The sequence below is a fragment of the Streptomyces sp. NBC_00726 genome (assembly GCF_045161735.1).
In the GTDB taxonomy this organism is placed as follows: Bacteria; Actinomycetota; Actinomycetes; order Streptomycetales; family Streptomycetaceae; genus Streptomyces.
Map to the genome: position 1 here is coordinate 4,593,614 of NZ_CP108983.1, position 13,419 is coordinate 4,607,032.

The following is a 13,419-nucleotide window of genomic DNA, read 5'->3' on the forward strand; positions in this document are numbered from 1 at the left end:
CTTTGGATGTCCATTTGACTTGGACTTTGTCCAATGTAGGATCGCATATGGCGTCGGCCGGAGGACAGGAAGGCCGGACGCGGGCACGGCATGAAGGCATGGCGTGCGGGAACGACGCAGGAGGCGCACGTGACGCAGGGACCGCTCACCACGGAGGCAGGCGCACCGGTCGCCGACAACCAGAACAGCGAGACCGCCGGGATCGGCGGCCCGGTCCTGGTGCAGGACCAGCTGCTGATGGAGAAGCTGGCGCACTTCAACCGCGAGCGCATCCCGGAGCGCGTGGTGCACGCGCGGGGCGCCGGTGCGTACGGGACGTTCACGCTGACCCGTGACGTGTCGCAGTGGACGCGGGCGAAGTTCCTCTCGGAGGTCGGCAAGCGGACCGAGACGTTTCTGCGCTTCTCGACCGTCGCGGGCAACCTCGGTGCCGCCGACGCGGTACGGGACCCGCGCGGCTTCGCGCTGAAGTTCTACACCGAGGACGGCAACTACGACCTCGTCGGCAACAACACCCCGGTGTTCTTCATCCGGGACGCGATCAAGTTCCCCGACTTCATCCACACCCAGAAGCGCGACCCGTACACCGGCTCCTCCGAGGCGGACAACATCTGGGACTTCTGGGGGCTCTCGCCCGAGTCCACCCACCAGGTGACCTGGCTCTTCGGCGACCGGGGCATCCCCGCCTCGTACCGGCACATGGACGGCTTCGGCTCGCACACCTACCAGTGGCAGAACGAGGCGGGCGAGGTCTTCTGGGTCAAGTACCACTTCAAGACCGACCAGGGCATCAAGAACCTCACCGCCGAGGAGGCCGACCGTCTCGCCGGCGCGGACCCGGACAGCCACCAGCGGGACCTGCGCGAGTCCATCGAGCGCGGCGACTTCCCGTCCTGGACGGTGCAGGTGCAGATCATGCCGGCGGCCGAGGCGGCGACGTACCGCTTCAACCCGTTCGACCTCACCAAGGTGTGGCCGCACGCGGACTACCCGCCGGTCGAGATCGGCAAACTGGAGCTCAACCGCAACCCGGAGAACATCTTCGCCGAGGTCGAGCAGTCCATCTTCAGCCCGGCGCACTTCGTCCCCGGCATCGGTCCGTCCCCGGACAAGATGCTTCAGGGCCGGCTCTTCGCGTACGGCGACGCGCACCGCTACCGGGTCGGTATCAACGCCGACCACCTCCCGGTGAACCGCCCGCACGCCACCGAGGCGCGGACCAACAGCCGGGACGGCTATCTGTACGACGGCCGCCACAAGGGCGCGAAGAACTACGAGCCCAACAGCTTCGGCGGCCCCGCCGAGACGGGCCGGCCGCTCTCGGGAGCCACCCCCGTCACGGGCGTCACGGGCAACCACCCGACCCCGCTGCACGCCGAGGACGACGACTTCGTGCAGGCCGGGAACCTGTACCGGCTCATGTCCGAGGACGAGAAGGCCCGGCTGGTCGGCAATCTGTCCGGCTTCATCGCGAAGGTCTCGCGCGACGACATCGCCGAGCGCGCGATCGGCAACTTCCGCCGTGCCGACGAGGACTTCGGCAAGCGGCTGGAGGCGGCCGTGCAGGCGCTGCGCGCCTGAGTCCCCTCGGTCGTACGACCGGCCCGGCCCCGCACCCGCGGGGGCCGGGCCGGTCGCATGTGCGGGGGTGGTCAGCCGACCAGGGCGGCCGGGCGGGGGCGGGACGGGGACCAGCAGCGGATGATGTCGCGGACCGAGACGATGCCGGCCGGGCCGCCGTCGTCGAGGACGATCAGATGGCGGAAGCCGCCGTGGGTCATGGCCGCCGCGGCCTCTTCGAGCGTCCAGGAGGGCGCGGCGAACACCACATCGGTGGTGGTGTGGGCGGAGGCCGTCTCGGTGTCGGGGTCCTGGCCCGCGCCGACGGCGTTGAGGATGTCGCGCTCGGTGAGGATGCCGAGCCCGCAGGTGTCGGGGTCGTGCACGACGGCCGCCCCGATCCGGCGGGCCGACATCAGCCGGGCGGCCTGGCGCAGCGTATGGGCCGGGCCGATGGTGAGGACCATCGTGCTCATGGCGTCACGGACGAGCATGAAGGGTGCCACCTCCTCGGTGAAGCGACCGCGTGAGCCGATTCACAAGTTCACAAGTGGGGGAATCATCAGAGTTGCACCGATACGGGAAGCCGACAAGGGGTCGCGAAGATCACGAAAGGGGCGTGCGGACCCGGCCGCACGCCCCTCGTATGCCCTTACGCCGCCCTGCGGGCGGGACGCACTCAGTAACGCTGGTTCAGGTAGCCCAGCAGCTCGCGGTGGAGCGCCCCGTTCGACGCCGCGCCGTTCCCGCCGCCCGGCCCGTCCACACCGTCCAGACTGGTGAACCTGCCACCCGCCTCCTGGACGACGATCGCGGTCGCCGCCATGTCCCACAGCGACAGCTCCGGCTCCGCGCACATGTCCACGGACCCCTCGGCGACCATCATGTACGGCCAGAAGTCCCCGTAACCCCGGGTGCGCCAGCAGGCCCGGGTCAGGTCCAGGAAGCCGTCGAGCCGCCCCTGCTCCTCCCAGCCGGTCAGCGAGGAGTACGCGAACGAGGCGTCGGAGACCCGCTCCACGCTGGAGACCCGGAGCCGGGTCGCGGAGGTCAGACTGCGGCCGGTGTACGCCCCCGAGCCCTTCGCCGCCCACCAGCGCCGGTTCAGCGCGGGCGCCGAGACGACACCCACGACCGGCTGGAAGCCCTTCTCCCCTGCCTCCATCAGCGAGATCAGCGTCGCCCAGACCGGTACGCCCCGTACGTAGTTCTTGGTGCCGTCGATCGGGTCGATCACCCAGCGCCGCGGACCCGTGCCCTCGATGCCGTACTCCTCGCCCAGGATCGCGTCGCGCGGGCGCGCCCGGTGCAGATGGCCCCGGATCAGCTCCTCGGCGGCCTTGTCGGCCTCGCTCACCGGCGTCATGTCCGGCTTGGTCTCGACCTTGAGGTCCAGGGCCTTGAACCGGTCCATCGTCACCGCGTCGGCGGCGTCCGCCAGTACGTGGGCCAGGCGCAGATCATCGTGGTAATCGGGCATGCCGTCACAGTATCGACCCGCCGGTGAGCCGGGCCACACCGGCCCGGGGCGGTCAGTGCGCGGAGCCGGAGAGCTGGAGGCCGATCACGCCGAGGATCACCAGCGAGATCGACACCAGCTTGAGCGTGGAGACGATGTCACCGAGGAAGACCATGCCGTAGATGGCCGTCCCCGCCGCGCCGATGCCGGTCCACACCGCGTACGCGGGCCCGACGTCGAGCTTCTTCAGCGACATGGTGAGCAGACCGAAGCTGCCGAGCGCGAAGACGCAGAACGCGATGGTCGGCCACAGCCGGGTGAAGCCGTGCGAGAGCTTCAGGCAGACCGCGAACCCGGTCTCCAGAAGTCCCGCGACCACGACCAGCAGCCATGCCATCGTCCGCACCCTCCCGCATCGCCCACCGCCCCGCACCGGCCGGTGCCGCTGGGCGTGATTATGCACTTACCGGAAGCAAGTGATCGCAAACGTGCCCGGCCCGGTCGCCGCTCAGTCGCCCTCGCGCCTGTTCCGGGTCGAGAGCAGCCGACGCAGCGAGTCCAGCCGCGCCGGGTCCGCGTGCCCCGCTGCCACCCAGGCGTCCAGCGCGCATTCCGGTTCATGGCTGTCGTGGGTGCAGCCGCGCGGGCACTCCTCCGTCCCGGGCTGGAGGTCCGGGAAGGCGTTGATGACCCGCGACGGGTCGATGTGGTTCAGCCCGAACGAGCGCACCCCGGGGGTGTCGATCACCCAGCCCCGGTAGCCCGGCAGCGGCAGCGCCAGGGCCGACGTGGTGGTGTGCCGGCCCCGGCCGGTCACCGCGTTCACGACCCCCGTGGTGCGCCGCTTCTCCTTCGGCACCAGCGCGTTGACCAGCGTGGTCTTGCCGACGCCCGAGTGCCCGACGAAGGCCGTCACCCGGCCGTCGAGCTGTTCGCGGACCCGGTCGGCCGCGTCCCCGTTCTCCAGCTCCTCGCGGCTGGTGACGACGAACGGCACCCCCAGCGGGGTGTACGCGCCCAGCAGCTGGTCCGGGGACGCCAGGTCGGACTTGGTCAGCACCAGGAGCGGGGAGAGCCCCCCGTCGTACGCGGCGACCAGGCACCGGTCGATCATTCGCGGACGCGGTTCCGGATCGGCCAGCGCGGTCACGATCGCCAGCTGGTCCGCGTTGGCCACAACCACCCGCTCGAACGGGTCGTCGTCGTCCGCCGTCCGGCGCAGCACCGAGCGGCGCTCACCGATCCGGACGATCCGGGCGAGGGTGTCCTTGTCGCCGGACAGGTCGCCGACGAGTGAGACGGTGTCGCCCACCACCGCGGCCTTGCGGCCCAGTTCGCGGGCCTTCATCGCGACGATCGTGCGGTCGCCGACCAGGACGGTGAGACGGCCCCGGTCCACGGTGAGGACCATGCCGTCCTCGGCGTCCTCGTGCTTGGGCCGGATGTGGGTGCGGGGGCGGTTGCCCTTGCGGTTGGGGCGGACGCGGATGTCGTCCTCGTCGGGGTTCTTGCCGTAGCGGCGCATGTCTCAGGCCCCGAGCATTCCGGTCCACATCCGCGGGAAGTCCGGCAGGGTCTTGGCGGTCGTCGCCACGTTCTCGATCTCCACTCCGGGGACGGCAAGGCCGATGACGGACCCCGCGGTGGCCATCCGGTGGTCGTCGTACGTATGGAAGGTACCGCCGTGCAGCGGGCGCGGGCGGATGTGCAGGCCGTCGGCCGTCTCGGTGACGTCGCCGCCGAGGCCGTTGATCTCCTTGGTGAGCGCGGCCAGCCGGTCCGTCTCGTGCAGCCGCAGATGGGCGACGCCGCTCAGCGTGGAGGGGGAGTCGGCCAGGGCGGCGACGGCGGCGATGCCCGGGGTCAGCTCGCCGACCTCGGAGAGGTCCACGTCGATGCCGTGGACGCGGCCGGAGCCGGTGAAGGTCAGCCCCTGCTCGGTCAGCTCGCAGCTGCCGCCCATCGCGGTGAAGATGTCGCGCAGCGCGTCACCGGGCTGCGTGGTGCGCGCCGGCCAGTCCGGGATGGTCACCCGGCCGCCCGTGACCAGCGCCGCCGCCAGGAACGGCTGGGCGTTGGACAGGTCCGGCTCGATGGTCAGGTCGCGGCCGAGGAGCGCCGAGGGGGAGACCCGCCAGACGTTCGGCTCGCCGCCCGTCTCCGGCTCGTCCACCTGCGCGCCGACGGCCCGGAGCATGTCCACGGTCATCCGGATGTGCGGCATCGAGGGCAGCCGGTCACCGGTGTGCCGGACCTCCACGCCCTGGTTGAAGCGCGGCGCGGACAGCAGCAGCGCCGAGACGAACTGGGAGGACGAGGAGGCGTCGATCGCGACCGGGCCGCCGTCCAGCGCGCCGCCGCCGTGCACGGTCATCGGCAGCGAGCCCCGGGAGTCGTCGTCGATCCGGGCGCCGAGGACCCGCAGGGCCTCGATCACCCCGGTCAGCGGGCGCTCGTAGGAGCGGGGGTCGCCGTCGAAGCGGACCGGTCCGTCGGCGAGCGTGGCCACCGGGGGCAGGAAGCGCATGACCGTACCGGCGTTGCCGACGTCCACGGTGACCGGGCCGTGCAGCGGGGCCGGGATGACCCGCCACGCCTCGCCCGCGGCCTCCGCCCCGGCGGTCGCGGGCGTCGCCGACGAGCTGGAGGACACCGTCTCCTCGATGCGTACGCCCATCGCGCGCAGCGCGTCCGCCATCAGCAGGGTGTCCCGGGAGCGCAGCGGGCGGCGCAGCCAGCCCGGCTCCGAGGAGAGCGCGGCGAGCACCAGCGCCCGGTTGGTGACCGACTTGGAACCGGGCACCGTGACGGTCGCGTCGACAGCCCCGCTCGCGAAGGGGGCGGGCCAGAGGGCGGGGGTCACGGAGCTTTCGGTCATGCGCTCACTTTAGAGGTTTGGCCAGCAGTGAGCCCGGTCACAGTCCGTCACAGCCCCAGCAGCCAGCGCCCGCCGCCGATCAGGGAGCACAGCGACACCGCGTGGAAGAGGAACAGCCACAGCGCCGCCGGGACGTCGGTCAGGCGGGACAGCTGGTCCGCGTCCGAGTCCGGCGCGCCGCCGTGCCGTCGCTTCGACTGGAGCTCGAACACCGGGCGTACGCCGCCCAGCAGCAGGAACCACACCACGCTGTACGCGAACAGCGACTGCCAGGCGGGCGAGGCCAGCCAGGAGACCAGCAGGAACACCGAACCGGTGAGGATCACCGTCAGCGCCCCGTACACATTGCGGATCATCACCAGCATCACCGCGAGCAGGGCCGTCGCCAGCCACAGCAGCAGCGTGATCCGGCCGTCCACCAGCAGCCAGGCGCCGCCCAGTCCGAGCAGCGAGGGCGCGGTGTAGCCCGCCGCCGCGGTCAGCACCATCCCGATCCCGGTCGGCTTGCCCCGGCTCACCGTCAGGCCGCTGGTGTCCGAGTGCAGCCGGATGCCCGAGAGCTGCCGGCCGGAGAGCAGGGCGACCAGTCCGTGGCCGCCCTCGTGCGCGATGGTGATCGCGTTCCGGGACATCCGCCACAGGATGTTCGGCACGACCGCGATGAGCGCCGCGGTCGCGGTCACCACCACCAGCCACTGCTCGGGGGCGGGCTGGGTGCCGGTGACGCGGTCCCACAGGTTGCCGAGATCGGTGCTGTCCATGGGGCGGGCGGCTCCTTGCCGGATAGGGGTCCGTTCGGGATGGCGGTCGTGGCAGTCTGGCACTCATGTGCGGACGGTATGCAGCGAGTCGGCGGCCCGAGGACCTGACCGGACTCTTCCAGGTGGAGAAGTGGGAACCGGCCGAGGCGCTGGAGCCCGACTACAACGTGGCGCCGACCAAGAAGGTCTACGCCGTACTGGAACGTCCTGTGAAAGACGCGGACGACCAGCGCCCGGTTCGTCAGATGCGGGCACTGAAATGGGGGCTCGTCCCGTCCTGGGCCAAGAACCCGGAGGGCGCCGCCCGGATGATCAACGCCCGGGCCGAGACCGTGCACGAGAAGCCGTCCTTCCGCCGCCCCTTCGTCTCCCGGCGCTGCATCCTGCCCGCCGACGGCTATTACGAGTGGGTGACCGGCGCCGAGGAACGGCAGCTGGAGGAGAAGGGGCGCCGCAAGCGGCCCCGTAAACAGCCCTACTTCGTGACCCCGGCCGACGGCTCGGTCTTCGCGATGGCCGGACTGTACGAGTTCTGGCGCGACCGCACCCTGCCCGACGACCACCCGCAGGCGTGGTGGGTCACCTGCTCGGTGATCACCACTGAGGCGGAGACCACCCCGCTCGCCGTCGCCCCCGCCGACGGACCGGCCTCGCTCGCCGAGATTCACCCCCGGATGCCGCTGATGCTCACCCCGGACCGCTGGGACGACTGGCTGGACCCCGCGCGCACCGACATAGGGGAGCTGCGGGCCCTGCTGACACCGCCGCCGCCCGGCCTGATGCGCGCTCACCCGGTCGCGACCGCCGTCAGCAACGTCCGCAACAACGGCCCCGAGCTGAAGGAGGAGCTGGCCGAGCCCGAGGTGAGCACCCTCTTCTGAGCCACGCACGCGGGGGCCTCGCGCCATCCCCGTACCGGACACCGGGTGTTGGTTGGATGGCGACCGTGAACACCGACGACGTGACCCCCCGGACCGAGACCGTCGAGACCGGCACCGGCACCGCCCGCATCACCTGGCTCGCGGCCCCCGCCCCGCGCCTCGTGCTCGCCCTCGGCCACGGCGCCGGCGGCGGCATCGAGGCCCGCGACCTCAGGGCCCTCGGCGCCGCCCTGCCCGCGCACGGCGTGAGCGTCGCCCTCGTGGAACAGCCCTGGCGGGTGGCCGGCAGGAAGCTCGGGCCCGCCCCGAAGACCCTGGACACCGGCTGGCGCGGCATCTGGCCGGCCCTCGCGGGGCCGGGGCTGCCGGTCGTCGCCGGGGGACGCAGCGCCGGGGCCCGCGTGGCCTGCCGCACCGCCGCCGAGCTGGGCGCCCGGGCGGTCCTCGCGCTCAGCTTCCCGCTGCACCCGCCGGGCCGCCCCGAGAAGACCCGCGCCGACGAACTGCTGGGCTGCGGGGTGGCCGCGCTCGTCGTCCAGGGCGGCAACGACCCGTTCGGGAAGCCCGCCGAATTCCCGCCCGGCGACTACCGGATCACCGAGGTGCCGTACGGGGACCACGGCTTCGCCGTACCGAAGAAGTCCGGGCTCACCGAGGAGCGGGCCATGGAGATCCTCACCGCGTCCGTCACCGAATGGCTGGCGGATGTGAAGTGACGAGAACCACCCTCGCACCCCCGGGAATGCCCGGCGGGGGGCCGCTGTTGTGAGGGACATCGGTACGCCAACGTCGTAAGTGGAGAGGGAGTCCGTCGTATGGGTTCGACCATCTGCCCGCGTCGCTCGAACACCGCTGACCTGGAGTGGACGGTCCTGCACGCGGCCAAGACCACTCCCGAGCGGTCACCCGGCGGAACGGAACGACAGCCCGCGCCGGACCAAGGTCGACTATTCTCCGATTCGAGCGGGTCCGGTTTCGGCTCCGCCCCAGCGTTGGAGGAGGTGGGTCCGGTCACAGGGACCGACACAGGGACCGACGACGGCCGCCCGCAGGAGACGACGGCCGAGCGCAACGCGCGTTTCGAGCGCGACGCCCTCGGTTTCCTCGACCAGATGTACTCGGCGGCCCTGCGCATGACGCGCAACCCCGCGGATGCCGAGGACCTGGTCCAGGAGACGTATGCCAAGGCGTACGGCTCCTTCCACCAGTTCCGTGAGGGCACCAACCTCAAGGCGTGGATGTACCGCATCCTCACGAACACCTTCATCAACTCGTACCGCAAGAAGCAGCGCGAACCCCAGCGCAGTGCCGCCGAGGAGATCGAGGACTGGCAGCTGGCCCGCGCCGAGTCGCACATGTCCACCGGGCTGCGCTCCGCCGAGTCCCAGGCCCTCGACCACCTGCCCGACTCGGACGTGAAGTCCGCGTTGCAGGCGATCCCCGAGGAGTTCCGCATCGCGGTCTATCTCGCCGACGTCGAGGGCTTTGCCTACAAGGAGATCGCGGACATCATGGGGACTCCCATCGGTACGGTGATGTCCCGACTGCACCGGGGCCGCCGTCAACTGCGCGGCATGCTGGAGGACTACGCTCGTGACCGCGGGCTCGTCCCGGCCGGCGCCGGGGAGTCGGACGATCGGAAAGGCTCGGGCTCATGAGCTGCGGAGAGCCGCACGAGACGGAGTGCGCAGAGGTCCTCGACCACCTCTACGAGTTTCTTGACCGGGAGATGCCCGACAGCGACTGCACCAAGTTCGAGGAGCACTTCGTGGAGTGCTCCCCGTGTCTGGAGAAGTACGGCCTTGAGCAGGCCGTCAAGAAGCTCGTGAAGCGCTGCTGCGGCCAGGACGACGTGCCGGCCGACCTGCGCTCCAAGGTGATGGGCCGCATCGACCTCATCCGCTCCGGACAGGCGGTGCCCGAACAGGACGTCGCGGTCTCCGGCCCCGAGGTACCGAGCGCCGCGAAGGAATAGCCGCCCGGCGCCTTCCGCCCCGCCGCTTCACCGCCTCGCGCCGCACCAACCCCCGCTTCACCCGAACGTGCTAATCGCCCCCAACGGCGCCCGCCCGGATCGCCCCGCTCGTTAGCGTGGCCCCTCCATGAGCGGAGCTGGGGGGCGAGCGAGGGTGAGAGCCACACGCGGGGCGGCGCGGGCCCATATCGGTGCCGTCGCCCTCGGCGCGGCCCTGTGCGCCGCGCCCGCCCTGCACCCCGCCACCCCGTGGACTACCCTCGCCCTGCTCGCCGGGCTGTACCTCGCCTGCGAACTCCTCGGCCGCCGCCCCTTCCCGGTCGGCGCCGTCGGCGCGGGCTCCTTCTTCCCGCTGCTGCTCGCCGCCGCCTTCCTGCTGCCGCCCGCGGCGGCGGCGCTCGTCGCCGTCCCCGGCTCCCTCGCGGGCCGGGCCGGGAAACCGCCCGCCGCCGCCCGCCGGATCTGGCGCGCCGCCGAGCTCGCCCTCGCCGTCTGGGCGGCCGCCCGGGTGCACGCGCTGCTCGGCGGGCCCGCCGCGCTCGACAGCCCGCCCGACCTGCCCTACGCGCTGCTGCCCGTCTGCGCGGCGGCCCTCGCCTTCAGCGCCGTGCTCGCCGCCCTCGACGGCTCGATCCTGCTCGCCGCGGAACAGCTCCCGGCCCGGCGCGCCTGGCGCGGGCTCCTGCCGCGCTCACTCGCCCCCCACCTGGTGCACGGCCTCGCCGGGCTGATGATGGCCGTCCTCTGGAACAGCTCGTACGGGCCGCTCACCGCGCTCTTCGTGCTGCTGCCCATGTACATCTCCTGCTGGGTCTACGCCCAGTACCACCGCGAGCACGCCGCGCACCGGGCCACCATCAGGGCGCTCGTCCAGGCCGTCGACATCAAGGACACCTACACCCGGGGCCACAGCGAACGGGTCGGCCGCGCCTCCGTCCTCATCGCGCATGAACTGGGCCTCGACCGGGAACGCGTCGAGGTCCTCCGGTTCGCCGGCATCCTCCACGACGTCGGCAAGCTGGGCGTCCCCACCCGCGTCCTGCGCAAGGACGGCCCCCTCACCCCCGAGGAGCGGCGCGTCATCGAGCTGCACCCGGAGTACGGGCACGAGATCGTCCGGGGCATCGGCTTCCTCGGCGAGGCCAGGGCCGCGATCCTGCACCACCACGAACGCCTCGACGGCAGCGGCTACCCGTACGGGCTCTCCGGCCGGGGCATCCCCGAATGCGCCCGCATCGTCGCCGTCGCCGACGCCTTCGACGCCATGACCTCGACCCGCTCCTACCGGCGGGGCCGGCCGGTCCCGGTCGCCGTGGAGGAGTTGAAGCGGTGCGCGGGCACCCAGTTCGACCCCCAGATGGTGCGGGCCCTGGCGCGCGGCCTGGAGCGCTACGGCTGGTTCGGGGCCGTCACGGCGGACGACGCGCGGCTCCCGCCCCCGCGCACGGAGGACGGCGGCCGGGGCGCTCAGGGAACCGAGGTCCTCAAGGCGCCGCTCGGCCCCGGCCCGCCCGCCGGCCCCCGGCCGCCCGACGCCACCGAGGGGCCGCGGTGACCCCAGGGCCGGTGACCCTCGGTGTGCGCGGCGCCGCCCTGCTGCTCGCCGCCGCCGGGCTCGGCCACACCCTGTGGCGCGGGGTCCACGATCCGGGCCACGCCCTCGCCTTCGGCACCCTCATCACCATCGGGGAGCTGGCCCGCTGGGGCGCCCTGCCCGGGGAACGGGAGCCCGCGCCCCTAGGGGCCGCCGGGGCCCTCGCGTACGCCCTGCTCGGTCGCAGCGGCGGGCAGCCCACCGGCCACGGGGTCCTCCAGGTCGTCGCGGTCCTTGCCGCCGCCCAGCTCGTCGCCTCGGTGCCGCAGCTGGCGCGGGGCGACGGGCCGGGCGCCGACCAGGTGGCCCGGCGGCTGCTCACCGTGACCTTCGCGGCGGTCTGCTTCCAGCCGCTGTACAACGCGGGCCTCAGCGAGCGGTGGTTCGGCGCCGGTCCGTACTACGCGGCCTTCCTGCTCCTGCTGCTCGGCCTGACCGCCCTCTGCGACGCGGTCCTCGCCGCGCTCCTGCGCCGTGCCCGCACCCGGCCACGCGGCTCCCGCGCCGCCCCCGCCCCGTACGGCCCGCTGCTCCGTGACGAGCTGCGGGCGCTCACCGGCATCGGCTCGGCCGTCTGCGCGACCGGTGCGGTCATGGCGCTCGGGGTGGCCGCCGCCGGGCTGTGGGCGCTGCCCGTGCTCTGCGTGCCGCTGCTGCTCACCCAGCTCTCGTACCGCAGGTTCGCCGCCGTGCGCACCACGTACCGGCAGACCATCGCCTCGCTGGCCCGGTCCACCGAGATCGCCGGCTACACCCCGCACGGCCACGCCCGCCGGGTGGCCGAGCTGTGCACGGCCGTCGGGCGCGAGATGGGCCTGTCCGGGCCGGAGCTGACCGTCCTGGAGTACGCGGCGCTGATGCACGACATCGGCCAGCTCTCCCTGGTCGACCCGGTGCCGGACGGGGCGACGGCCCTGCTGCCGGCCGCCGAGCAGCGCCGGATCGCGCTGCTCGGCGGTGCGGTGGTCCGGCAGACCGGGGTGGACGCGAAGGTGGCCGTCGTGGTGGAGCGGCAGGCCGACCCCTATCGCGAGCAGCCGCTGTCCGCCAGGATCGTCCGGGCGGTGAACGCATACGACGACCTCAGCGGGGAAACCCTCTCCGGGCCACTGGGCGCGCTGGAACAGCTCAGGCTCGGCACCGGGCACGACTACCAGCCGCAGGTCGTGGAGTCGCTGGCCCGGGTGCTGGCCCGGGGCGGTCCGACCCCCGTCCCGCCCGGGTAACCGATGGGTAATGAGCGGGCCCCTGGCCCGGCATGGTTGGATGCGAAGAGAGCGGTAGAACGAGGGTGTCCAGTCGGGACAGGCGGGAATCGTGAGGATCTTCGGGAAGGTACGGCATCGGCCGTCCGCCTCTTGGCGGCAGGCCACGGACCGCGCGTTCACGCTGATCGGCGACGGCCGGTACGAGGACGCGGGGGCGCTGCTGACACGCGCCGCGGACCTGGAACCCTGGCTCTCCGAGTCATGGTTCAACCTGGCGCTGCTGCATAAGTTCCGGCACGACTGGGAACAGGCGAGGGCCGCCGGGCTGCGGGCCGTCGCCCTGCTCGACAAGGAGTCCGGAGCGCCGGACTGGTGGAACGTGGGCATCGCCGCGACCGCCCTCCAGGACTGGCCGCTGGCGCGCCGCGCCTGGCAGGCGTACGGCCTGAAGGTCCCCGGCGGCGGGCAGCAGACCCCGGCCGCGGGCAGCGAGCCGGTGGGCATGGAGCTGGGCAGCGCGGCGGTGCGGCTGTCGCCGGAGGGCGAGGCCGAGGTCGTCTGGGGCCGCCGGCTGGACCCGGCCCGCATAGAGGTGCTGTCGATCCCGCTGCCGTCGTCCGGGCGGCGCTGGGGCGAGGTCGTGCTGCACGACGGGGTGCCGAACGGCGAGCGGATCACCGCGGCGGGCCCGTCCTATCCGGTGTTCGACGAGATCGAGCTGTGGGCCCCGTCGCCCGTGCCGACCTGGGTGGTGCTGCTTGAGGCGGCCACCGAGGCGGACCGGGACGCGCTGGAGCAGCTGGCCTCGGACGCGGGCTTCGCAGCCGAGGACTGGTCCTCTTCGGTGCGGCTGCTGTGCCGGTCCTGTTCGGAGAGCCGGATGGAGAGCGACGAGGGCGACGGCGAGCACCTGGACCCGCACGACCACAGCGAGCCGGGGCATCCGGGCCCGCTGGGCCATCGCACGGCCGGTGAGCTGTGGGTGCCGGAGCGCGAGTGCGGTCTCGCGGCCCCGGCCGGACTGGTGCGCGGGCTGCTGGACGGCTGGGTGGCGGACAGCCCGGACAGCCGCGAGTGGCGCGATCTCGAAGAAGTCTGCTGAG

The 13,419-nt window shown here is 72.6% G+C and carries 14 protein-coding genes; 8 read left to right on the plus strand and 6 right to left on the minus strand.

Annotation, left to right across the window (positions count from 1 at the left end; all coding sequences use genetic code 11):
• Positions 1–90: 90 nt before the first annotated feature.
• Positions 91–1,581 (plus strand): catalase, encoded by a 1,491-nt coding sequence (locus OG338_RS20700; RefSeq protein ID WP_405938741.1) that lies wholly within the window; start codon positions 91–93, stop codon positions 1,579–1,581.
• 71 nt (positions 1,582–1,652) lie between these two features.
• On the opposite strand, the gene OG338_RS20705 is transcribed toward OG338_RS20700, so the two are convergent.
• The 6 genes from OG338_RS20705 to OG338_RS20730 all read right to left on the minus strand — a co-directional run bounded on the left by OG338_RS20705 (position 1,653) and on the right by OG338_RS20730 (position 6,658).
• Complete coding sequence (locus OG338_RS20705) at positions 1,653–2,054, minus strand: cyclic nucleotide-binding/CBS domain-containing protein (protein ID WP_405938742.1); 402 nt, start codon at positions 2,052–2,054, stop codon at positions 1,653–1,655.
• Between the two features lie 185 nt (positions 2,055–2,239).
• Positions 2,240–3,040 (minus strand): histidinol-phosphatase, encoded by an 801-nt coding sequence (gene hisN / locus OG338_RS20710; protein ID WP_405938743.1) that lies wholly within the window; start codon positions 3,038–3,040, stop codon positions 2,240–2,242.
• A 52-nt stretch (positions 3,041–3,092) separates the two neighbouring features.
• A complete protein-coding gene (locus OG338_RS20715; RefSeq protein ID WP_405938744.1) occupies positions 3,093–3,416 on the minus strand; it encodes a DMT family transporter in 324 nt (107 codons plus the stop codon).
• A 111-nt stretch (positions 3,417–3,527) separates the two neighbouring features.
• On the minus strand, positions 3,528–4,544 hold the full coding sequence (gene rsgA / locus OG338_RS20720; RefSeq protein ID WP_405938745.1) for a ribosome small subunit-dependent GTPase A: 1,017 nt from the start codon (positions 4,542–4,544) through the stop codon (positions 3,528–3,530).
• A gap of 3 nt (positions 4,545–4,547) precedes the next feature.
• Positions 4,548–5,897, minus strand: a complete 1,350-nt coding sequence (aroA, locus tag OG338_RS20725; protein ID WP_405938746.1) for a 3-phosphoshikimate 1-carboxyvinyltransferase — start codon at positions 5,895–5,897, stop codon at positions 4,548–4,550.
• A 47-nt stretch (positions 5,898–5,944) separates the two neighbouring features.
• Entirely contained in the window at positions 5,945–6,658 is a 714-nt protein-coding gene (locus tag OG338_RS20730; protein WP_018105556.1) for a M50 family metallopeptidase, read from the minus strand.
• A 65-nt stretch (positions 6,659–6,723) separates the two neighbouring features.
• Here OG338_RS20730 and OG338_RS20735 point away from each other — a divergent pair, with 65 nt between their 5' ends.
• The 7 genes from OG338_RS20735 to OG338_RS20765 all read left to right on the plus strand — a co-directional run bounded on the left by OG338_RS20735 (position 6,724) and on the right by OG338_RS20765 (position 13,418).
• Positions 6,724–7,539 carry an SOS response-associated peptidase gene (locus OG338_RS20735; protein ID WP_405938747.1) on the plus strand — a complete coding sequence of 272 codons (816 nt, stop codon included), beginning with the start codon at positions 6,724–6,726 and terminating at the stop codon, positions 7,537–7,539.
• A gap of 56 nt (positions 7,540–7,595) precedes the next feature.
• Positions 7,596–8,255: an alpha/beta family hydrolase gene (locus tag OG338_RS20740; RefSeq protein ID WP_405938748.1), complete on the plus strand. Its 660-nt coding sequence runs from the start codon at positions 7,596–7,598 to the stop codon at positions 8,253–8,255.
• Between the two features lie 285 nt (positions 8,256–8,540).
• Positions 8,541–9,197 (plus strand): sigma-70 family RNA polymerase sigma factor, encoded by a 657-nt coding sequence (locus tag OG338_RS20745; protein WP_018105559.1) that lies wholly within the window; start codon positions 8,541–8,543, stop codon positions 9,195–9,197.
• The gene (rsrA, locus tag OG338_RS20750) at positions 9,194–9,514 is read left to right on the plus strand and encodes a mycothiol system anti-sigma-R factor (RefSeq protein ID WP_164401170.1); all 321 of its coding nucleotides are present in this window, start codon (positions 9,194–9,196) and stop codon (positions 9,512–9,514) included. The genes OG338_RS20745 and rsrA overlap by 4 nt, the downstream gene beginning before the upstream one ends.
• 154 nt (positions 9,515–9,668) lie before the next feature.
• Positions 9,669–11,069, plus strand: a complete 1,401-nt coding sequence (locus OG338_RS20755; protein WP_405938749.1) for an HD-GYP domain-containing protein — start codon at positions 9,669–9,671, stop codon at positions 11,067–11,069.
• Positions 11,066–12,334, plus strand: a complete 1,269-nt coding sequence (locus tag OG338_RS20760; RefSeq protein ID WP_405938750.1) for an HD-GYP domain-containing protein — start codon at positions 11,066–11,068, stop codon at positions 12,332–12,334. Before OG338_RS20755 ends, OG338_RS20760 begins: the two co-directional genes overlap by 4 nt.
• A gap of 91 nt (positions 12,335–12,425) precedes the next feature.
• Positions 12,426–13,418, plus strand: coding sequence for a hypothetical protein (locus OG338_RS20765; protein WP_018549909.1), 993 nt, complete (start codon positions 12,426–12,428; stop codon positions 13,416–13,418).
• Position 13,419 lies beyond the last annotated feature (1 nt).